This is a genomic window from Brevibacillus nitrificans (assembly GCF_003710965.1).
GTDB classification, from domain to species: domain Bacteria; phylum Bacillota; class Bacilli; order Brevibacillales; family Brevibacillaceae; genus Brevibacillus; species Brevibacillus centrosporus.
Map to the genome: position 1 here is coordinate 55,495 of NZ_RHHU01000014.1, position 20,346 is coordinate 75,840.

Here is a 20,346-nt window from a genome sequence, read left to right on the forward strand (position 1 = left end):
AAAAAACCAGGGAAAAATCTCCCTGGTTTTTTTCTTTCTCAGGTGCTAGCGAAGGGATTTGAACCCCCGACCTGCTGATTACGAATCAGCTGCACTACCCCTGTGCTACGCTAGCACGACGATTACAAAAAATATTTTAGTCAACTCCTCTTCAAAAAACAAGGGGGAAGTCTCACGCGTTCAAATATTTTTCGGTTCGCTGCAAAACGCTGCCAATCGGCACGTTTTGGATCAGCAGATCTCCCCTCTTCATGTTATCCCATCCTTCACCAATCTCGCTCTTTCTCATATTGTAGTAGAGTATGAAGCCATTTGTACACAAAGGAGGTTGGCTCGTCCATGGCGACCTATTTCGTTTCCGATATTCACGGACAGTACCAGGCGTTTCAAAAAGCGCTTCAGGATGCTTCCTTTTCACCTGGTAAGGGAGATAAATTGTACGTCATTGGCGATATGATCGACCGCGGCCCGCAGTCAAAGGACGTCCTGCTCTCGCTGTTTGAGCTGCGCCAGCAATATCCCCAGCAGGTGTTTCTCATCAAAGGCAACCATGAACAAATGTTTGAAGACTGGCTGGACCGCAGAGGAAATGATGAGAACTACCTGCGATTTAATGGAGGGGACGCGACCGTACGCTCTTTGCTCGGGAATCATCCTTTGCGTCGGGCGTTTGCCAATGGCGGACTGCCTTCTTCGGAAGCTCAGGAGCAGGCGCGTCAAATCATTCTTACGCAGTACCCCTTTCTCCTGCCTACCCTCCAAGCCCTCCCCCTTTATATCCAGCTCCCTGCAGATGCACAGACCGGTGCCCCGGCTGTCCTTTTGGTCCATGCCGGCATCCGTCCGGGAATCCCTCTTTCCCAGCAAGACCCCGAAGACTTATTGTGGATTCGCGAGCCCTTTTTTGTAGGCTATGATGGCGAGATGCCCGTCGTATTCGGTCATACTCCCGTCCCTAAGCTGCCAGGCTATCGAGGCAGAGGTCCTTGGCGACGCGACAACATCGTCGGGATCGACGGCGGCGCTGCCTTTCGCAGAGGAATCTTGCTGGTACAGTGGCCTTCCCTGGAGTCGATTTTCGTTCCTATCCAAGACGTCCATCCTTATCCGATCGTCCAGGTCAACGCATAAAACAGCAGTTTGTCCAAACTGCCGTATTGTTTCTTGTCCGCTTTTACACTACAATGGGTAGTGGAATCGGACAATTCGATGTCAGACAAGCCCTGTCTTGTCTCACCGTTTTTACCAATCTACAACCCTAGCTTACTGTGCTAATATGAGGACGAGGTGTTTTTATGAGGCGTCAACAAGCCATGGAACAGGCCATGTTTGCTTCCTGGGGAATCTCCCTGATTGCTACGGCAGGCAGTCTCTTTTTTTCAGAAGTCATGAAATACATACCATGCAACCTGTGCTGGTACCAACGGATTCTCATGTACCCGCTCGTTATTTTGCTAGGAGTCGCTTCGGCTCGCAAGGATTACAACATGTCTTTGTATGCGCTGATCCTCTCTGTCATCGGAGGGCTGATCTCGCTCTATCATTATTTGATCCAAAAGGTGCCTGCTCTGCATGAGCTCGGCAACGCATGCGGCATCGTGCCCTGCAATACCGACTACATCAACTGGTTTGGCTTTATCACGATTCCGTTTTTGGCCCTGATCGCGTTTACCCTGATCAGCGTGCTGCAATTTATCGTCCTGAAAAGTGGAAAGGAGCAATAATCCATGAAAAAAATCATTTTTTTCTCGATCCTGGTAGCTGCCCTGCTCATCGGAGCGATCGTCTACTCGGACATCTCCAATCGACAGCAGGCTGCTGGAAACCCGTATGGCAAAGCCAATCTCAATCCAGCTACTCTCGCTCAGCTGAATGATCCGCTGTACGACAACCTGATCATGCCCGATGAACTAAAGACGCGCCTGACCAACAAAGAAGATTTGTTCGTTTACTACTACAGCCCGCTGTGCGAGCACTGCCAAGCTACTACACCTGTTCTCGTGCCAATCGTCAAAGAGATGCAGATCGACATGAAGAAGCATAACCTGCTCGAATTCACCAACAGCTGGGATGACTTCCAAATTGAATTCACCCCTACCCTTGTTCACTACAAAGGCGGACAAGAAGTGGCACGCCTCGTTGGTGGTCACGAAGCGAACGAATGGAAGCAATGGTTAGAAGAACAGAAAAAATCATAATTCCATCTCCAGCCTCCCTTCTTCTTTGGGAGGCTGGTCTTTGTATGGAAGGTGACATTTATGTGAACACTCCGGTTATATCTGGAAAAATAGCCCGAATGAGTCATAAGGCTTTCTCCTTCCTTTGCCTATAATGATGGATGGGGAAGTTCCTGGGATAACGGAGGTTTGATCATGATACTCACCTATTTCACATCGACGTTTGGTTTTCGAGCGACATGGAATCCTGAATTGATATTCCTGACCCTTCTGATTGGCATTGCCTATTTTTCCTTGATCGGCCCGCTTCGTCATACCTTTGCCCACTCCACTCCGGTGCTGCTCCGTCAAAAATGGATGTTTGCCCTAGGGCTCTTGCTTTTCTATTTCGGGATGGGAAGTCCATTAAATGTCGCTGGGCATTTCCTGTTCAGTGCGCACATGCTGCAGCAGTCCTTGCTCTATTTGGTGATGCCTTTGCTGCTCCTCGCAGGTACACCTGGCTGGCTGCTTTCACCCCTGCTGGAACGAAAATGGTCGAGAGCACTGATCCGATTGTTTAGCCATCCCATTCCTGCCATTCTTCTATTTAATGCCCTGTTTTCCTTTTATCACATGCCTGTTATTCTGGACATGGCGATGAATAGCTTGGCGATGCACAATCTGATCCACCTGCTTTTGCTGCTCACTTCGCTCCTGATGTGGACGCCTGTCATTGCACCGCTTCCACAGATTCACCGCTTATCGGAGCTGCAAAAGCTGGCGTATATCTTTGCAAACGGCGTGCTGATCACTCCGGCGTGCGCTTTGATTATTTTCTCGGCTGCTCCGCTGTACGAGACATACGTGAACGGACCTACGATGCTGTGCGCACCTTTCTTTTCCGCTCCCATCGACAAGTCCATGCTTGCCGTCTCCCTGGAAGCTCTCGATGATCAACGATTGGGCGGGATCATCATGAAGCTGATGCAAGAGCTGACCTACGGCTCCGTCCTCGCTTACCTATTCACGGCCTGGTATCGGAAGGAAAGAGACCAGCCAGATGATCAGCTGCTTCCTCATTAAATTTGGAAAGGAGGCGAGGCTGGACATGCCTGAAGCAACTGTGAATGCCATTCGCCTCAAGCGGGTGCTGCTGCTTTTGCCGGTACTCGTACTTGTGGCCCTTGTCTCCTCCTGGTTTTGGGGAGACTCGCAGCAAGCCAAAGCTGCCCTGCCCTCTTTGACCTTAGAGACTTTGGATGGCAAGCCTTACCCGCTTTCAGCCAGCCCTGGAAAAACCCGCTTGGTCGAGCTGATTTATACGCGGTGCCCGGATGTTTGTCCGACCACGACCTTTAAAATGGTCCAGCTGCAAAAACGCTTGACGGATGCAGGAGTCATGGGGAAAAACGTTGAGTTTTTGACCATTACCATCGACCCGCAAAACGATACGGCGGATGTGCTGCAAAGATACGCTGATCAATTGCAGATCCAAACACAAGGCTGGACGATTCTGCGGGGAGACGAAAGCACGATTCAGTCAGTGACCCGCTCGCTAGGGTTTGTCGCCAGGAAGTCAGCCGATGGTTTCATCTCCCATACGACCAGCACCTATTTAGTCAACGCCAACAACGAAGTCATCCGTACTTTCGGGATGGGCGACGATTTTAACACCGATCTTATTTATCAAGAGCTCGTATCCAAGAACAAGGAAGGATTGTAATCATGAAACGGTATTTTTTCTCCCTGCTTTGCGTATTTGCATTCTGCCTCTCTGCCTGTGGTCAAAATCAACAGGAGACGTCTCTTCCCTCCTCTGACCCGATCGAGGCCGCTTTTTCCATTCAACCCACTGATCCCGCAAAAGGCGAAGCCATCACTTTTTCAGTCAAAGTGACCCAAAAAGGGGAAGCTGTCAATGACGCGAAGGAAGTGAAATTTGAGTGGTGGAAGGACGGACAGGAACAGCATGTTACCATTCCTGCTGCCCTTCAAGCAGATGGCGTATATACCGCACAGCAGACGATTGATGAACCTGGCTCTTATTTTGTTTATTACCATGTAACTGCTCGTGATTTTCACAATATGCAGAAAGTCGCCTTTACAGTGAAGGACGCAAGCACTGGCTCTTCGCCAGCCCACGAACATGGAAATCCCTCCGCCCCCAGCCAAAACGACCATCATTCGAGCGGTGTTGACTTTCACTTTATGCCAGAAGAGCCAATCAAGGCCGGTCAGCCTGCTTCCTTCATGGTTCACTTGATGAAAGACAATCAGGCTATTGCAGAAGCCAAGGTCAAGTACGAGATTTGGCAGGGAAATGACGAGAAGCACATGTATGTAGAGGCAGAAGAAACAGCTCCTGGCCAATACAGTGCCACCGCCACGCTTCCTTCAGCTGGCAGCTACACCGTAAACGTCCATGTAGAAAAGGGCGAGGTACACGATCACAGGAGCTTTCCGCTTACCGTGCAGTAGCTCTGTTGTTGAAAAACGTGAACCAGGCGCATTCCCAGCAGGAGAGGGGAAATGCGCCTTTGTTCGTTTAGCACGTAAAGTAAGCAATCCGGTCGAGTTCCGTACCGTAATAGTCCCAGCGATCTCGTCTCCAACGATAACCTGAAACAGAAGAGCGACTGATGTAAACAGGATAAAACCAGAACGAATTCCCATTCTTCAGCCATACATAGGAGTATCGGTACAAACAAGGATAGAAACTCCCTGCGTCAATTCGGCGTGTTCCTCCGTATCCACGCGCTCCTGGCGAACTCGGCGTCCTGCCCGGCGGTGGTCCTGGTGGTGGCGGTGGAAACCCTCCCGGTGGTTGTGGGTAACCTCCCCCTGGGGGCGGTGGCGGCGGTGGATAGCCACCAGGCGGTGGTGGCGGATAACGATGTGACATGGCGTTTCACCTCCTACAAGTCTCCCTATAGGAAATGCAGCAGATGCGGAGATGGCATGTGCGTTTGCCGCGGGGCATTCACCTATTTTTCCGCTCCTGTCTGCTATGCCATTGTCACGTATCCTTGCAGGCAGGCCGCATGCAAAAAGGACAACGCTAGATGCGTTGCCCTTTTCATGTTCGATGGTTGTAGATGGCAGAAGACTGATGGTATTTAGTAGGGGCGTCCACCCATGATAAAGCGGTATTCCCAATGAGTTCCTTTGAAATCCGTGATTTTCACTCCACCGGACTCTTTTGAGAAAGTATGTAGCAGCTTGTCATCCCCCATGTAAATTCCTACGTGAGTAATGCTTTGTTTGGGGACATCAATATTTTTGTAATCAGACTGTTTATAGCCTTTGTAGCTCATGAAGAAGACCAGGTCTCCTTTTTTCAGCTTGCTGATGTCGGTTGTATAGGAACCATGACTTTTGACATAGTTTGCTTGCGAGCGAGCCCCGCCGTTGCCCATGTCGATGTTTGCTCCATCCAGATACGCCCATTTCGTGAATTCCGAGCAATCCATGGTCTTTTTATTGGAACGTGTTGAGCCGTATTCATAGGGGGTTCCCAAATACTTTTTCCCCGCAGCAATGACCTTGTCCGCGATCGCAGATGACGACTCTCCCTCTCCCGGATTGGTAGTTCCCGTATCCTCTGGGAGCACCCGACGAATCCCTACCAGCTTTTTGGAATAATCACTGAAGGTTTTCAGCACCACAGCGTCTTCCCCTTGGGAGGAATAAATATACTGATCGTCTCCAATGTAGATCCCCATAAAGCTGGGAGCTCCACTTCCATTCGACGAAAAGAACACCAAATCGCCTTCCTTAGCAGACGATACCTTGTCAAGCGCTTTGTACAGCTCGGCGATGGTGTCATCCACTTGAATGCCTGCCTGCTTAAATATGTACGTCGCCAAGCCAGCCGATCCAAACGAACTCGGCCCCTCTGCACCGTATTTGTAATCTTTTCCTATCAGTGTCTTTGCGATCTTCACTACTTCTGCTGCTTTGGCAGAAGATTGAGAATCCACAGTCTGCGCTGCTGCAGCATGTCCGCCCTCAGCGAACATGAGCAAGGATGTACTCAGCATGACGGCGACAGTCGATCTTTGCAACCAATCTCGTTTCGTCATTCATTCTCCTCCTGGCTGTGTCGATCCCAACGGATTGGGTACGGAACCAGTTTACTGGAAAAAGAGGACCCCTAATAGGCTGTAAATATTACCAATACAGGATTTGATTACATAGACGGATGTCCAAAGCACTAGGCGGAAAGTGGTTATTTCTGTTTTCATAGACAGATGGAAAAAAGCCCTCGTCCACCTATGTGGCAAGCGCTTTTCCCCAGAATCTCTTTACTTCTGCTGCTGATATTGTCTGACCGTTTCCTTGCACAGAAAAAGGACCGTTTCACCCATTTTTAGTCGATGGGAGCCTTTCACGAGAAAAGAGGTATCCGGCCCGATTCTTTTCGCTAGCAAACGGTGAAGTCTCGCCTTGGTCTGGCAATGAATCACCCGATTCGAAGGAAAACCAGAACGAATGGCGGCTCTTGCAATATGGCGTGCACTTTTTCCGATCGTATATAAATAATCGACGTCCTTCTCGCTTAAATAACGACCGACGTCCTCATGTCCGACAACCTCGTAATTGCCCATCTCCAGCATGCTCGCCAATACCGCTACTTTCGTTCCACCCCCTACTTGGCAGAGAACATCAATCGCTGCCTTGGCCGCATCCGGGTTGGAGCTGTAAGTGTCGTCCAGTACTTGTACGTTATTCGCAAGTCGGTAGCGTGTCAGACGTTTTCGCTGCGCCTGAAACGCTCGCAAGCCATCCCGAATCACCCCGATCGGAAATCCGAGAGCACGGCTTACCGCAATAGCAAACAAGGCGTTGTAAATATTGTGCTCTCCAAGCATGGGCAAGTAAAACGCTTCCCGCTCCCCGCCAAACACACAAGTAAAGTGGATTCCCTTCTCGTCCACAACTATATCTTCTGCTCGATAATCGGCCTCACTCTCTATGCCGACGGTAACAAATGTCCCCGTAAACGCTCCGACATACGGCTTCTCCGTCAGCTTCCGAGAATACTCACAGTCCATATTGAGAAAGACGGTTCCCGTGGGCTTCATGTGGCGGATCAGTTCTGACTTTGCCATAGCGACCCCATTGATCAGACCGCCGAAATTCCCGATATGTGCCGTGCCAATATTGGTAATCACGCTCATCGATGGCTGAATCATTTGGCAGTGCTTTTTGATATGTCCACTATTTGTCATCCCGAATTCGAGAACAGCCGCCCTGTGCTCACTTTTGATCCGTTTGACATGTGCCCGTGTATTGCCTAAAAAGTTTCTGTTGTACATGGATTTATAGATGTTCCATCTTCTGCTCAAGATGTCTGCAATCATTTCTTTCGTCGTCGTCTTTCCGGCACTACCGGTCACCGCGATCACAGGCTTTTGGAGAATGAGTGTTTTCGCAGGTGGTGCTTTCGCTTTGCCCTTGACTTTCCCTTTGCCGGTACCTCTCAATGGAACTCCCCCTCACCTCTGTCTTCGCCATCAACGATATTGTATGTACAAGGAAGACAGCCTGTTTAGACCTTTATCTATGAAAACGCTCCGCTATCATCCAAAACAAGCGGCCAGCTTCCCGAATAAAGTAGTGATAGAGGAGAGGTGATGCCTATGAATCGCAAAGCTACGATCGCCGCAGTAGGCGATATCCTGATGTGGCGCGAACAGATTGAGTCTGCCCAGATAAAGGGGACAGACCAGTACTCCTTTGCAGATATGTTCGCACCTGTCGCCCCCATCCTTCAGGGAGCTGATTTCACGATCGGCAATCTGGAGACGACTTTCTCCGGCAAAACACAGCCTTATCAAATCGGATCTGCCCGGGCAGGATATCCCCGCTTCAACTGCCCAGACGAGCTGGCAAGGGACCTGAAGCAAGTAGGTTTTGATGTTTTAACAACGGTCAACAACCATTGCTTGGACGGGGGTCCCGAAGGTCTGCTGCGCACGCTTGACACATTGGACCAGCGTGGGATCGCTCATACGGGAACGTACCGCAGCGAAAAGGAAGCCTCCACCTATTTCATCCGTGAAGTGAATGGCATTCGGATCGGAATTCTCGCCTATACGTACGGAACGAATAAACAGCATGTTCCACCAAACACGCCATGGCTTGTCAATCTGTTGGATCAAAACAAAATCGAACAGGACATTTCCCGACTTCGCCCCCAAGTCGATCTCTTGATCCTCTGCCTGCATTTTGGAATTGAATTTCGCTTCATCCCTACCCAAAAGCAGCGGCTGCTCGCTCAAAGCCTGTTGGAACGCGGCGCAGATGTGATTCTCGGGGCACATCCCCATGTTCTTCAACCCGTGGTGACCCCCATGATCCCTACAGCGGATGGCAGGAAAAAGCGAACGCTGGTAGCCTACTCATTGGGGAACTTTACCTCGGAACGCATGCTTTCCTTTGACCAATCCCAATGTGGTGCCATCCTGCGCTTTACCGTTGAAAAAAACGAGCAGAATGTTACCTCCATCACCAATATATCTGTTGTCCCGACGTATTCGCAGCGATATTTCTCCGGGGGAAGAGTTCGTTTTCGTGTCCTGCCGCTGCGAACCTATTTGAAAAAACCAGATCGTCACTTGACGTTAAGCGCACTGCGGCGGCTGCAGCAAATGTGGAGACGGGCCATTCAAGTCATTGGCCGAAGATATATCTAAACGAAAAGGGAGCGTAACATTGTACGTTCCCTTTTCTGTTCTTTCAACACATAGCAGTGCGGGCAGCCAACCGAGAGCATGGCTACGGCAGCCAATTAATCGACCTTCTGCTCCAAAAATACAAAAGGAAGGTGATTGCGGCAGAAACCGATCAGGAGGCTGTGGGCTTTTACCGGAAGTACGGTTTTCTGATCAAAAGTCTCGGTGAAAAATACCCTGGAGTGGAACGTTTCCATTGCGTCTACTCTGTGTGAGCCCAGACGAATCATCAGGAAATAGCAACGTCAGCAAAGGAAGCCTTCGTTGCCTTTGCCAAATCCGCAACAGTCAGCTCGATTTGCACGCCAATTTTTCCGCCACTGACTATGATGTCCTCTAGAGCCTGTGCGCTCTCGTCTATCACTGTCGGGTAAGCTTTTTTCATACCGACAGGAGAGCAGCCACCACGAATGTATCCGGACACCGCGGTTATGTCTTTGACCGGTATCATTTCGATCTTCTTCTCTCCTACAGCTTTTGCCGCTTTTTTCAGATCGAGCTCGTCCTCGACAGGAATCACGAAGACGTAGTAAGCCTTACTCGCCCCCTGCGAAATCAGCGTCTTGTAAACGATGCCCTTTTCCCGCCCAATCTTTTGCGCGACGGACACGCCATCAATCTTTCCGTCATCTGCTGTATACGTGAGCATTTCGTACTCGATTTTTTCTTTGTCCAGTAGACGCATCGCGTTCGTTTTCCCTTGCTTCATCGCTTCTCCCTCATTCCATGCGTTTTCTTGCTCCCTTTTATTATAAAGAGAAAAGGATGCTGCAGTCACAGGTTTGCTCAGCATAGAAGAGCCATAAACAAGGCTGAACGGATTGACTCAGTCCAGCCTTTTGCACAATCAATGACAGATATACGTCTACTGAAGCTTGCGATCAACCCGAAAACGCCGTTGTAAAATAGTGCCCCTGCTCGAGATCCGGTATCAAAGCGGGCTGTACAGGCTTCCATCCCAACAATTCCTGCGTCGCGGCGCTCGTCCTAGGGATGTCAAGGCCAGCCAGAAATCCGAGAAAGCCAAAGTGCGCCTGAGTCTCTTCCTGCGAAATGCTAACGACCGGTACATTCAAGTGCTTGCCAATGATGCCGGCGATGTCGCGAAATGGCACTCCTTCGTCGTCTACTCCATCCAGCCGTGAACCTGCCGGGGCGGATTCAAGTGCCAAACGGAAAAGGGAAGCCGCATCGAGGCGATGTACAGCGGTCCAGCGGTTGGAGCCATCACCAATGAAGGCGGAGAAACCCTTCTCGCGTGCAATGTGGATCAGTCTTGGCACAAATCCCTTGTCCTTCTCTCCATGCACGGACGGAGCAAGTGACACGATGGATGTTCGCACTCCCTGTTCAGCAAAAGCCATCGCCGCATCCTCCGATGCATCCCCATTTGCGTGAGCCGTAATAACGAAGGGCTTTTCCGAGCCCTTTAGCACTGCTCCCATCGCTTCAACCGCACGAAGATCGGTGGCGAGCGAACCAGCGAAATCAGCGAAATCGTGACGAAACGCCAAGTGAATAACACCATCTGCAGAAGCGGCTCCGCTTTGAAGACTGGCGAGATCTTCCAGGGTGCCGATGTGCGCCTCCGCTCCAGCTGCCTTCAAGATTGCCGCACCCTCGTCTGAACGCGTGAGGCCAACTACTTGATGGCCGTATTGCATGAGCTCGCGGACAACGGCAGAACCGATGTATCCTGTTGCTCCTGTTACGAAAACTCGCATAATCAACATCTCCTTATAGGCTTTGATTCATGGAACAGGATTAGTGTAAACTATAGAGTGAACTCTAGAGCAAGCGATTTTCAGGAGGAGTGATCATGCTCATTCAAGAGCTAGCCGACAAAATGGGGCTATCCGTCCATACCATTCGCTATTACGAAAAGGAAGGTTTATTGGATAGTCGCCATGTCCAGAGAGAGAAAAATAATTACCGCAATTATTCCGATAAGGCTGTCGAACGTTTGAAGCTCATCAAAAAGTTTCAAAGCATAGGCTGTTCGCTGGTTGAACTGAAGGAGGTCCTGCAGGATCACGATACAAATACGCGCACCAATCAACAGGTAATCGAATGGATTTCTCAGAAGATCATGGAAATTGAGCGCAAGAAGGACGAATACGATCAAATGCTTGCTACTCTTACCTTCATGTTGGAATACCGAAAAGCCTTGGAAAATGACCCGCAAAAGGCTCGTGCCATGTTGTCCGTCCAACCCTTTGATTAAAGCCTTGAAACAGCCATCTCATACCAGGATGAGCGGTTTTTCTAGCAACTGCAGACAGGCCTGAGCGTCCATACATTGCGGTATGATGAGCAAATCGGATTCATCAGAGGGGTTCAAAGGGACGAGAATGGGTATCGTCTCTACTCGGAGTCTGACATCGCATGGTTTCAAATCATGAAAGACTATCGGGAGAGCGGGATGACCATCTAGGAAATGCAGCAGTTTTGCGCCACTTCTGACAAGGATGCATCCATAGACGCGGGAGGAATATCCGTGGAAGGTGCTTGATCAAATAAAGAAGCTGGAAGAGTCGGAAAGCTAGCGCACACAAAAAAGGATGCGATCGCATCAAGCAATCACATCCTCATCTTCGTATGAAATAAGATTGAGTACTTTGGGAAGGTATCCGTTAAGGAGCGACTTTTACAGCTTCCTCTGAAACCATTCGCTTTAACAGCTCGGTCGCTTCGTCACTCTTCAAGTCACGAACGAGGGCAATCTCACTGACCCAGTTCATCATGGCATTGTCGAGCATCATTTTGTCACTCGTGCCAAGAACCTTGTTTCTGCTGATCATAAGCAAATCCCGAATCACTTCGGCACATTCAAAAATGTCGCCGCTTTTCAGCTTTTCGGTATTCAACTTATAGCGCTGTCCAGCATTCACACTCAGGTTTGGTTCTCCCTCATGGAAGACACAAAATGCTTTCTCCAGCGTCTGTCCGTCTACGATACTACGAATTCCCAGGGCGGACATTCTTTCAACAGGAACCATGATGTCGAGTTCCTTCAACAACATGTGCAAGACGAAATAGAGGTGCTTTTCACCGAGAAATTCTTTTTCCTCTAATGCCTCGATGATTCCAGCACCATGCATTGGATAAAAAATCTTGTCTCCAACTTGAAACATACGTCCACCTCCTTTAATTCCAACCCCTTTATTATAGCACACTTCGAGAGCAAATTTTTCATATTAACACGAAATTAAATTTTGGGCAATATTTTTCTTTGAAAATTTTTACTGTAAGTGTATTCTTTCCCCTGCTTGGAAAAACACTTGTAGAAAAGGATTCCCAGCCGCCTTTGCAGAATAACATGGACGTAATTTTTACAAGATGGTGGAGGTGGCTGACATGCATGTACGGGAAGGAATCAAAGCGATCAAATTGGCGATGAACGTGGAGGGCGGACAGTTTGTCGTCCATACTGCGTTATTGTGGGACGAGCACGAGGTCATTCTGGTTGATACGGGAATTCCAGGACAGCTAGACGTGATTCAAGATGTTTTCGAACAGGAAGCAATCCCTTTTCAAAATCTTAAAAAAGTCATCATCACCCATCAGGACCGAGACCATATCGGCAGCCTGCCTGAAATCGTCGATGCCTTCGAAGGCTCCATTCAGGTATGTGCCCATGAAATCGCCGTTCCCTTTATCGCGGGAGAAATCCCTTTGATTAAAAGTGGGGTTTTAGCTCCCCCTGTCAAAGTCGATCAGGTGCTTCAGGATGGTGACGTTTTGCCTTATTGCGGCGGTATTCAGGTCATTCATACGCCTGGCCATACTCCCGATCACATTTCGCTCTATCATATTCCCAGCAAGACACTGATCTCAGGAGATGCGCTGACGGCAGAAGACGGTGTGCTCCTGTCCTTCAACCCTGCTTTTACGCAAGACAAAGCTCTGGCGCTGCAATCGATCGCCAAGCTAATCGATTTGGAGATCGAGTCCGTTATCGTCTACCACGGCGGCGTCTGTACGGGCAATATTCGAGAGCGACTGCAAGAGATCGTTGAAAACACTACCGTCTAGCATGCAAAAAACCAATCGAGACACTCATGCGGTGTTCCGATTGGTTTTTTCACCTTGACTCATGCCCTTACGCGACTGTCCGCTCCATTTGAAAACAAGCATTCCCCCAATAATCATGAGGACTCCGAACAAATGGTGAACGGTAAAGGGAATCTTGTCCAGCCCCATCCACCCCATCGAGTCCCACCACAGAGCAAATCCGAGCTGTGAAGTCAGAACGATGGAGATCGCAAATGTCGGCCTGAGGCGTTTCATCGCCTGGACCAGACTGGTAACGACCCCCACTCCAATCAAGCCGCTGAACCAAAACCACGGCTGCATCTGTCCTGCCTCGAGCAAATGACTCCCCTGTGTGAGCAGTCCCATCAAAAGAGATGCTAGAAATCCCATTCCTAAAACGAAAGTAGTCGTCGCCCACGAGCCCACACGTTCATTCACTTTGCTGTTGAAAATGTTTTGCAGACTGATAAGTGAGCCCGCAAGCAGTGCCAACGCCATCCCTACTAGCATGACCTTCCCTCTATTCGTAAATATTTTGTCCGGCTAACTCCCGCAAGCCCTCAGGATCCTTCACAAGCAGGAAGCCCTTTTTCCGCTCAACGAGTCCACTTGCACAAAACTGCTGCAGCACTCGATTGAAATGCCGATAGCTCGTTCCCAATAGGCTTGCCGCATCCAGCAAATCAGCCGTGCTCAGCTTTTTCTCCAACATCGTGTCCGCCTCGTCAAAGGAAACGGAAAGCAGGTAGCTAGCCATTCTCACTTCCACTGGATACAGCAAATTAAAGCTTAAGGAATGCGATTTTGCATAAAACTTCATCGTGATGTGCTCCAACAAAAACTGCAGGAGAGCAGGATCGCTCTTTCCGTACTTTTTCAAATACCGATAAGGCACACCTAGCATCAACACTGGAGATACTGCCTCCACTGTATTGACAATATCCGTCCCCCTCACGTATTCGATATCCCCGATTAACTCCAGCGGTGTTTTAAACGAGAGGATCAAAGTTTTGCCCTCTACAGAGGTGGTGTAGACTTTTACCTTCCCCCTGATCAACACATACAGCATAGCTGCGGATTCTCCTTGGGAGCAGATCAACTCCCCCAGTTCAAAGTCATACAAGGAAATGTGCGGCTTGATTTGCTCATTCCAGACTGTATCGATGTGATGCGCCCGCAAAAACTGCTCGACCAGCTCATGATCCTGCCATTCTCTCAATGGCGGCTCCCCCCTCTTACCTACCTATAGCTTCAGTATCACCACACCTGCGATCATCATGGCAATTCCAAGGAACTGAGGCAGCTTCATTTTTTGCCGAGTTACACCGAACCAGCCGTTGCTGTCGATCAAAAAGGTCAAGCACAGCTGCGCGATCATCAAGATAGCGACCGTGAGCGTTACCCCTATCTGTTGAATTGCCGTGATGTTGCTGGATATTATTATGGCCGCGAAGGCTCCCCCTGCCAAGTACAGTGGCTTTACTGCCCGAAAACCACCCCGCCTGGTATCGCGTATAAACAGCAGGATCACGAAAGCTGCCAAAAACCCGGTAAACTGCGTCAAGATGGCCGTCTGCCACGTACCGATGCTCTCGCTGATCCGGGTATTTGCTACGCCCTGCAAGGTCAGAAAAGCCCCGCCAACAATCGCAAACATGCTCCCTTTCATCTTTTGGATTCCCTCCTCTTGCGTCTTTCTTTATTAAAAGACAAATGCAAGCGAGGAAAAAGGACATCTGTCCTTAAACAACAAAAAACCCGCAAGATGGGCATCTCTCTCATGCCGATCTTGCAGGCTGCTGCGATACGTCCGGATTTTTTCATTCCCTTACCGATTCTGCGTCTGCTTCGTACGGTAAAATTCGTTAAACAGCTTCATCAAAGCACGCTTCTCAATGCGGGACACGTAGGAGCGGGAAATGCCCAATTCGCGAGCGATTTCTCTCTGGGTCTTCTCTTTGTCCTGATCCAATCCGAAACGCCCGATGATCACTTCTTTTTCCCGATCGTCGAGTATGTGGATGTGCTGATAAATCTTGTTGGACTCCAGCTTCAGCTGCACCGCATCCACTACTTCGTCGGTTTCTGTGCCGAGGACGTCGATGAGGGTGATTTCGTTCCCCTCTTTATCTGTCCCAATCGGGTCGTGCAAGGAAACGTCTTTCTTGGTTTTTTTCAGACTGCGAAGATGCATGAGGATTTCATTTTCAATACAACGCGCTGCATAGGTAGCCAGCTTGGTGCCTTTTTCCACTTGATAGCTCTCGATTGCCTTGATTAAACCGATCGTCCCGATGGAGATGAGATCTTCGCTGTCTTCACCGGTGTTTTCAAATTTCTTCACGATGTGGGCGACTAGCCGCAGATTATGCTCGATCAGCTTGTTGCGCGCATAGGGGTCGCCTTTTGCCATCAAACGCAAGTACTTTTCTTCCTCTGTGTCAGGGAGCGGTTGCGGGAAAGCATTGTTTTTGACGTACGCCACAAACATCAAAAGCTCTTTGAAGACCAACGAAAGTGCTGCAATAATGCTGGACATGGCTGCCACCTCCACGTCTGGGATAGCTTACTCCTATGCTTATGTGGGCAGTTGCCCATAAGTGCAAGTACGAAAAAAAACGTCGGAAAACTCCCCATCCGTAAACCACTTTTCTGGCCGTCCCCTTACTCATGCGTGCAATTTTACGATCCACACTCCTTTAGGAAAATAGTCGCAAACCTCCCCCTCCCAATTACCCATTTATCGTAAAAGCGCGGTATTATCGCGTTTTCGCGCCTTTTTTCCATAATGCCTCCCCCACCGAATGCCGATAATATCTATACGAGTTTTACCGAAATCTTACCAATGACGAGAGGATGGGACGCCTATAGAATCCAACAGCTTAGCCGCTTTTGTTAGTCAGACTAACTCCCCCATCAAACTTGTGCAGGGTGATTCCTATGATTGCTACAGAAATAATCGGCCTAACAGCCCTTGTGCTTGTCCTGATCTTTTTTTATACCCGTAAGCTGTTTCACAAACTGCGCAGCCTGTTCATACTGGTCCTGGCTTTTGCCAGCGCTGGCCTGGTCGGATACTCCAGTGCCTCCAGCATCGGGATTGGATGGACCGTCAGTTTGGCGTTGTTTATTTTTTTGGGAGTCGCAGTCACTGTCATCTACCTGCATAGACGCGAGGATCGGCAAATTGAGGAGCATTTTGAGCTCGCTCTAAAGTCTGAACAGGCCCTCTCGCTGGGATCTATTGATGCCATCCCTCCTGAGCTGATCACGGTTTCAGCTCCGCTTCCATTTAACCCGGAGCCTGAATTGTTGGAAATCTATCAAGCCTTGCCACCGATTGAAGAAATCGAAGTGGAAAATGGGGAAAAAGAGCCGATGCCAAAGCCTTGGGAGAGTCCCGTGGCAGTTGAGACTGTAGCGGAAAAGGTATTGGAGGCTACGGAAGTGCTTGTGGGTGAGGTAGAGCTGGATGTTCAGGAAGAGTTGAATCTTGAGCAAGAACTGGCCACTGAGGCAGCTGTTGTATCTGAAATAGACGCTCCAGGTATCCCTGTCGAAATCACGGAGCAAGAAGCGATGTCCAGCGATACGGCCGAAGTTGAGCTTGTTGCTGAAAGGGGCATGGGTGACCACACAGAAGCCGAAATGAACATAGTTTCCGATGCTGCAGCAGTCGCAGCTGCAGAAGTAAAGACCGTTCCCGAAACGGCAACTGTCATCGATGATTCGGTAGAGACTTCCCCAAAGACTCCAAGCGAGACCATCGCCGAGCCTGAATCTTCCTCGGAAGAGCTGGAATCCTTCGAAGCAAGCAACGACTCCGCGAAGCTTGAAAGCACGGGGGTGCCAACTGAGAAAGCAATTCCTCTCTCTAGTCCTTCCCCTGGCAACATTTCGGTCGTGCCCGTCGATCGCGAACGTATTCAGACACTCTCCGAAAATGCAGAGAAGGCCCTGCAGCGGGGGGATTTTCTGCGTGCCTACCAGTCTCTTCGGGAAGCCTTGTCATTTGCCGCTCCCCCGACGGCAGCCTACATACTGAGCCGGCAATTGGTTCAGGTGCTCAATGAGATGGGCCTTTACCAAGAAAGCATCTCGGTCATGGAAAAGACCTTGCGGGAATACCCTTCGTTGTCTGCAAAGAAGCGCGATGAATTTTCCGCACAGATCGCCTATCTAGAAGCACTGATCCACCAATTGCAGCTCGAAAATAAACGGAATCTTTCTTGGTCGTCCGTCCCGCCTGCGATTCACCAGAAAGTGCTCATGCACTATCGCTCGTTGTTTCCGAGCAAGTGCGAGAACACCCCAGCCATCCCATTTCATTAAAGGAGCAACGTCATGAAACAAAGCAAAGAAGTTTTGGGAAAACCGATCATTAGCATTTTGGCAGGGAAAGAAATCGGCAAAGTAAAAAATTTCGTCATCAATCCAGACATGCGCAGCATCGAATTTATGGTCGTCCAAAATGATCAGTGGGATTTTGGAATCAAGGCTATTCCCTTCAAGCTGGTTGAAGGACTGGGTGATTATGCCGTCACAATCGAATCGGAGAACGCCGTGATCGATCTCGCCGATATCCCCATTGCCAACGAGCTGCTGAGTAAAAATATCCAAATTAAAGGTTCTCGAATCATTTCGCGAAAAGGCCAGCACTTCGGACAAATTACCGAATATTATTTCGATCCAGAAACGGGGAAAATTTTAGGCTGTGTCCTGGACACCCCTGACGCAATTTCTGTTCTACCGGAGACTGCCGTCATCACTTTCGGGAAGGAAATCACCGTCATTTCTGATGAAGGAGAGAATCCTCTCGTTTCCGACGAAGCTTTCCGCTCAGGAAAAGCAGACGAGCAACCAGCTGAAGCTCTAGATGTTCCTGTCTCTTCGCCAGAACCGGCACCCTCCTCCTCTTCGGATGGGCTTGACCTTGAAGAGCTGATCGGCAAAACCTTGTCCGCGAATCTGTACGATCCTTCCGGCGAGCTGTTTGCTGAGGAAGGTACGGTCATCACTGCTGAGATTGTCAATCAGGCAAAAGCGATGGGCAGCAACAAAGCCTTGGAGCTTGCCTTAAAAGTAGCGGAATAGTCTTACTACCTCTTTCAAGTGATAGGACCTCAGGCGCCTCGGCAGCCGGGGTCTTCTTTTGTATCTGTTCATTTGGTAAAATAATGGAAATCATCGAAAAGGAGGATATCCGTGCTAGACTTCGGCGCCGTCTCCATTGAATGGGGGACACTGATTTTTCAACTCATCTTTTTTCTCCTTCCCCTCATCCTCGCAATCGTAAGTATCTTCAAAGTCACCAATCCATCCAAAGCAAGACAACATGCGATCGAGGCACTTGAAAAACGGGTGGAAGCACTGGAACAAGAGCTTCGTTCCAAAAGGCAGTAACGAAAATAGCCTCCCTACACGAAAAAACCGTTTCCCGCGAGCAGCTCTTGCACGGAAGGAAACGGTTCTCCCCTATACCCATACAGTCAAGTTTTTGACCATATGGCTGAATAAATGTCCACTGACTACAATCGTTCCGTCCTGGTGATAGCCGATAGCTTCATACAGCCTACGGGCACTCGGATTCTCCTGGTCCACCAACAGGGAAATTTTGTCATGCCCGCAATGCTTGCCCTCCTGTTCGAAAGCCTTCAGCAGGGATTTCCCGATTCCCTTTCCTCTGTACTCCGCTTTGACGACAACTGTATCCAGATAAAACTCATCGTCTCGTGCTTCTTTGACAATGACCGGCGCTGTACCTGTCACTTGCTCGACATACGCGACAAATGGCTGATCCAGCTGCTTCGTTTGGCTGCCGTGGTAAAACAGAGCCAGTCCAATCGGTTCGCCTTTGTCTTCATCCACAGCGATGAGCGCATTTTGGTAGCTTAAGCGGTTATTCGGTTGCGCGAAGAAAACGCTCATTACGCGAATGGCCTCCTGCGGATCAGTCGCTCCTGTAAGTGAGTGGGCTATATCACCAATAGCCTCGTAGATGAGCGGCGACGCAAAAACAGCATCCTCAGGTGTGGCTTGACGTATCATTTTGTTGTTCTCCTTCCCTCCATGCATCTACCCCATATCGTGCACTTCTTTATTGTGTCACAATCCGTCTGAGGGGTCGAGCCAACCAAGGAAACGTTCACAGAACAGCAAAAATGAAACCGCTCCCATAAAAGAGCGGCCCTTATCGCTATGTAAACTATCCAATCATTTTTTCAATCGTCAGCTTCCTGTCATGGCGCAAATCGATAAACTCGTCCTGTCTCCTGACAAGCGGTCGCATCGGCTCATCCTGATGAATCAAAATGACCTCGACTTCCTCGCCACTGTTCAAGCGAGCTCTTGCACCAACATAGAGCAGGGCGATGTAGCGCACAAATTGGGAGACAATCTCAATGTTCAGCTTTCCGTTGCATGCTTCCTTCCAAAGAAGCTGGGCAGCCTCAAAAGGGGAGGTCCGTTCCTTGTATACCCGATCCGAACAGATCGCATCAAACATGTCGGCGATCGCCAGCACTTGGCACTCCACTGGGATTTCATCGCCTTTGAGCTGCTTGGGATACCCAGTGCCATCCAAACGCTCATGGTGGAGCAGTGCGCAGAGCGCCAGCATTTCAGAGGAGCCTTCCATTTCCTTGATCATTTGATAGCCGTACAGCGTATGCTTCTTGACTTCAGCAAACTCCTCTTCGGTCAGCTTTCCAGGCTTGAGCAGAACCTCTGTAGGGACCTTCATCTTACCCAAATCATGCAGAAAGCCTGCTGTTCCCATAAACGCGACACGTTCCCCGTCCCATTTGATCAGCCGCGCAATCAACGAACAGAGAATTCCGACATTTAAAGAGTGACGGTAGGTATAGCTATCCGCTCCCTCCAATACGTACAGCGAACGAAATAATCCCAGCTGCTTCATGGATTGCTCGGCTACCTGGCCGAAGATTTCCGCGAACTGCGCAAGCTCTGGCGTCTCGCTTTTACTCGCTTGGTCAAACAGCGACTTTGTCTTGTCCAAAGCCTCGATGTACGCGGCGACCGTCTTTTCATCTGCATCCAGCTCCATGAGCTGTGTCCGGATATTCGCCTCCACTCCCTCAGCTAGCTCCTGCAGCACTTCTACTTCATTGATGCGTTGCTTTTGAAGCAGCTGCACATGAGCTGCGGTAATAACCGTTGCTTCGGGTAGCAGCAGGATTCCATTTTCCGTGAACAAATCAGCTGCTAAGACTCTTCCCTCTAGTGAATTGTCTACTGGTGCAAAAGACATAGGATCAACCTTTCACTCTCTTTTTCTAAATTATAGAAGTCAAGGATGTTGGTTACAATCTATTTTTTAAAACATTCCTAAACTTCATTCTCATTCGGGACACTCTGCCCGTTCATTACATATGATGAGTGAGTAGCAACAGGTG

26 protein-coding genes and 1 tRNA gene are annotated in these 20,346 nt (G+C 49.5%); 14 read left to right on the forward strand and 13 right to left on the reverse strand.

Annotated features, from left to right (window positions below):
- Window positions 1–43: 43 nt before the first annotated feature.
- A tRNA-Thr gene (locus EDM59_RS21830) sits at window positions 44–115 on the reverse strand.
- 224 nt (window positions 116–339) lie between these two features.
- On the opposite strand from EDM59_RS21830, the gene EDM59_RS21835 reads away from it, so the two are divergent.
- The 6 genes from EDM59_RS21835 (at window position 340) to EDM59_RS21860 (ending at window position 4,637) form a co-directional block, all read left to right on the forward strand.
- Window positions 340–1,131 carry a metallophosphoesterase family protein gene (locus tag EDM59_RS21835; RefSeq protein WP_122925558.1) on the forward strand — a complete coding sequence of 264 codons (792 nt, stop codon included), beginning with the start codon at window positions 340–342 and terminating at the stop codon, window positions 1,129–1,131.
- A 164-nt stretch (window positions 1,132–1,295) separates the two neighbouring features.
- Window positions 1,296–1,724 (forward strand): disulfide oxidoreductase, encoded by a 429-nt coding sequence (locus tag EDM59_RS21840; RefSeq protein WP_122925559.1) that lies wholly within the window; start codon window positions 1,296–1,298, stop codon window positions 1,722–1,724.
- 3 nt (window positions 1,725–1,727) lie between these two features.
- Window positions 1,728–2,198: a thioredoxin family protein gene (locus tag EDM59_RS21845; protein ID WP_092269218.1), complete on the forward strand. Its 471-nt coding sequence runs from the start codon at window positions 1,728–1,730 to the stop codon at window positions 2,196–2,198.
- Between the two features lie 174 nt (window positions 2,199–2,372).
- Window positions 2,373–3,242, forward strand: a complete 870-nt coding sequence (ctaG, locus tag EDM59_RS21850; RefSeq protein ID WP_122925560.1) for a cytochrome c oxidase assembly factor CtaG — start codon at window positions 2,373–2,375, stop codon at window positions 3,240–3,242.
- Window positions 3,243–3,267: 25 nt separating this feature from the next.
- Window positions 3,268–3,882, forward strand: coding sequence for an SCO family protein (locus tag EDM59_RS21855; protein ID WP_122925599.1), 615 nt, complete (start codon window positions 3,268–3,270; stop codon window positions 3,880–3,882).
- Window positions 3,883–3,884: 2 nt separating this feature from the next.
- Window positions 3,885–4,637 carry a FixH family protein gene (locus tag EDM59_RS21860; protein WP_122925561.1) on the forward strand — a complete coding sequence of 251 codons (753 nt, stop codon included), beginning with the start codon at window positions 3,885–3,887 and terminating at the stop codon, window positions 4,635–4,637.
- Between the two features lie 67 nt (window positions 4,638–4,704).
- Here the strand turns inward: EDM59_RS21860 and EDM59_RS21865 are convergent, their stop codons facing one another.
- The 3 genes from EDM59_RS21865 to EDM59_RS21875 all read right to left on the reverse strand — a co-directional run bounded on the left by EDM59_RS21865 (window position 4,705) and on the right by EDM59_RS21875 (window position 7,522).
- The gene (locus tag EDM59_RS21865) at window positions 4,705–5,061 is read right to left on the reverse strand and encodes a transporter (protein WP_122925562.1); all 357 of its coding nucleotides are present in this window, start codon (window positions 5,059–5,061) and stop codon (window positions 4,705–4,707) included.
- A 214-nt stretch (window positions 5,062–5,275) separates the two neighbouring features.
- Complete coding sequence (locus tag EDM59_RS21870; protein WP_122925563.1) at window positions 5,276–6,241, reverse strand: C40 family peptidase; 966 nt, start codon at window positions 6,239–6,241, stop codon at window positions 5,276–5,278.
- A gap of 222 nt (window positions 6,242–6,463) precedes the next feature.
- Window positions 6,464–7,522: a UDP-N-acetylmuramoyl-tripeptide--D-alanyl-D-alanine ligase gene (locus tag EDM59_RS21875; protein ID WP_425456017.1), complete on the reverse strand. Its 1,059-nt coding sequence runs from the start codon at window positions 7,520–7,522 to the stop codon at window positions 6,464–6,466.
- Between the two features lie 279 nt (window positions 7,523–7,801).
- Here EDM59_RS21875 and EDM59_RS21880 point away from each other — a divergent pair, with 279 nt between their 5' ends.
- Window positions 7,802–8,857, forward strand: a complete 1,056-nt coding sequence (locus tag EDM59_RS21880) for a CapA family protein (RefSeq protein ID WP_122925565.1) — start codon at window positions 7,802–7,804, stop codon at window positions 8,855–8,857.
- Window positions 8,858–8,907: 50 nt separating this feature from the next.
- A complete protein-coding gene (locus EDM59_RS21885) occupies window positions 8,908–9,111 on the forward strand; it encodes a GNAT family N-acetyltransferase (protein WP_342769228.1) in 204 nt (67 codons plus the stop codon).
- Window positions 9,112–9,125: 14 nt separating this feature from the next.
- Here EDM59_RS21885 and ybaK read toward each other — a convergent pair whose 3' ends face one another.
- Both ybaK and EDM59_RS21895 read right to left on the reverse strand, forming a co-directional pair.
- Window positions 9,126–9,605, reverse strand: a complete 480-nt coding sequence (gene ybaK, locus EDM59_RS21890; RefSeq protein ID WP_122925567.1) for a Cys-tRNA(Pro) deacylase — start codon at window positions 9,603–9,605, stop codon at window positions 9,126–9,128.
- A 172-nt stretch (window positions 9,606–9,777) separates the two neighbouring features.
- Window positions 9,778–10,620, reverse strand: a complete 843-nt coding sequence (locus tag EDM59_RS21895) for an SDR family oxidoreductase (protein ID WP_122925568.1) — start codon at window positions 10,618–10,620, stop codon at window positions 9,778–9,780.
- Window positions 10,621–10,715: 95 nt separating this feature from the next.
- On the opposite strand from EDM59_RS21895, the gene EDM59_RS21900 reads away from it, so the two are divergent.
- Both EDM59_RS21900 and EDM59_RS21905 read left to right on the forward strand, forming a co-directional pair.
- On the forward strand, window positions 10,716–11,120 hold the full coding sequence (locus tag EDM59_RS21900) for a MerR family transcriptional regulator (RefSeq protein ID WP_122925569.1): 405 nt from the start codon (window positions 10,716–10,718) through the stop codon (window positions 11,118–11,120).
- A 75-nt stretch (window positions 11,121–11,195) separates the two neighbouring features.
- Window positions 11,196–11,330, forward strand: coding sequence for a MerR family transcriptional regulator (locus tag EDM59_RS21905; protein WP_246011177.1), 135 nt, complete (start codon window positions 11,196–11,198; stop codon window positions 11,328–11,330).
- Between the two features lie 199 nt (window positions 11,331–11,529).
- Here EDM59_RS21905 and EDM59_RS21910 read toward each other — a convergent pair whose 3' ends face one another.
- Entirely contained in the window at window positions 11,530–12,030 is a 501-nt protein-coding gene (locus tag EDM59_RS21910) for a CarD family transcriptional regulator (protein ID WP_122925571.1), read from the reverse strand.
- Between the two features lie 223 nt (window positions 12,031–12,253).
- Here EDM59_RS21910 and EDM59_RS21915 point away from each other — a divergent pair, with 223 nt between their 5' ends.
- Window positions 12,254–12,931, forward strand: a complete 678-nt coding sequence (locus tag EDM59_RS21915) for an MBL fold metallo-hydrolase (protein WP_122925572.1) — start codon at window positions 12,254–12,256, stop codon at window positions 12,929–12,931.
- A gap of 24 nt (window positions 12,932–12,955) precedes the next feature.
- Here the strand turns inward: EDM59_RS21915 and EDM59_RS21920 are convergent, their stop codons facing one another.
- From EDM59_RS21920 to sigK, 4 genes are all read right to left on the reverse strand, one after another.
- Window positions 12,956–13,441, reverse strand: a complete 486-nt coding sequence (locus tag EDM59_RS21920) for a DMT family transporter (RefSeq protein WP_122925573.1) — start codon at window positions 13,439–13,441, stop codon at window positions 12,956–12,958.
- Between the two features lie 10 nt (window positions 13,442–13,451).
- Complete coding sequence (locus EDM59_RS21925) at window positions 13,452–14,150, reverse strand: Crp/Fnr family transcriptional regulator (protein WP_122925574.1); 699 nt, start codon at window positions 14,148–14,150, stop codon at window positions 13,452–13,454.
- A gap of 24 nt (window positions 14,151–14,174) precedes the next feature.
- Window positions 14,175–14,600 carry a DMT family transporter gene (locus tag EDM59_RS21930; RefSeq protein WP_122925575.1) on the reverse strand — a complete coding sequence of 142 codons (426 nt, stop codon included), beginning with the start codon at window positions 14,598–14,600 and terminating at the stop codon, window positions 14,175–14,177.
- Window positions 14,601–14,759: 159 nt separating this feature from the next.
- The gene (gene sigK, locus EDM59_RS21935) at window positions 14,760–15,470 is read right to left on the reverse strand and encodes an RNA polymerase sporulation sigma factor SigK (RefSeq protein ID WP_055743179.1); all 711 of its coding nucleotides are present in this window, start codon (window positions 15,468–15,470) and stop codon (window positions 14,760–14,762) included.
- Window positions 15,471–15,871: 401 nt separating this feature from the next.
- Between sigK and EDM59_RS21940 the strand changes: the two genes are divergently transcribed.
- From EDM59_RS21940 to EDM59_RS21950, 3 genes are all read left to right on the forward strand, one after another.
- Window positions 15,872–17,263, forward strand: coding sequence for a cytochrome b family protein (locus EDM59_RS21940; RefSeq protein ID WP_122925576.1), 1,392 nt, complete (start codon window positions 15,872–15,874; stop codon window positions 17,261–17,263).
- A 12-nt stretch (window positions 17,264–17,275) separates the two neighbouring features.
- Entirely contained in the window at window positions 17,276–18,025 is a 750-nt protein-coding gene (locus EDM59_RS21945; protein ID WP_122925577.1) for a PRC-barrel domain-containing protein, read from the forward strand.
- Between the two features lie 111 nt (window positions 18,026–18,136).
- Window positions 18,137–18,334, forward strand: a complete 198-nt coding sequence (locus EDM59_RS21950; RefSeq protein ID WP_122925578.1) for a hypothetical protein — start codon at window positions 18,137–18,139, stop codon at window positions 18,332–18,334.
- Between the two features lie 72 nt (window positions 18,335–18,406).
- Here the strand turns inward: EDM59_RS21950 and EDM59_RS21955 are convergent, their stop codons facing one another.
- Complete coding sequence (locus EDM59_RS21955; RefSeq protein WP_122925579.1) at window positions 18,407–18,979, reverse strand: GNAT family N-acetyltransferase; 573 nt, start codon at window positions 18,977–18,979, stop codon at window positions 18,407–18,409.
- A 157-nt stretch (window positions 18,980–19,136) separates the two neighbouring features.
- Window positions 19,137–20,201 carry an HD-GYP domain-containing protein gene (locus tag EDM59_RS21960; RefSeq protein ID WP_122925580.1) on the reverse strand — a complete coding sequence of 355 codons (1,065 nt, stop codon included), beginning with the start codon at window positions 20,199–20,201 and terminating at the stop codon, window positions 19,137–19,139.
- Window positions 20,202–20,346 lie beyond the last annotated feature (145 nt).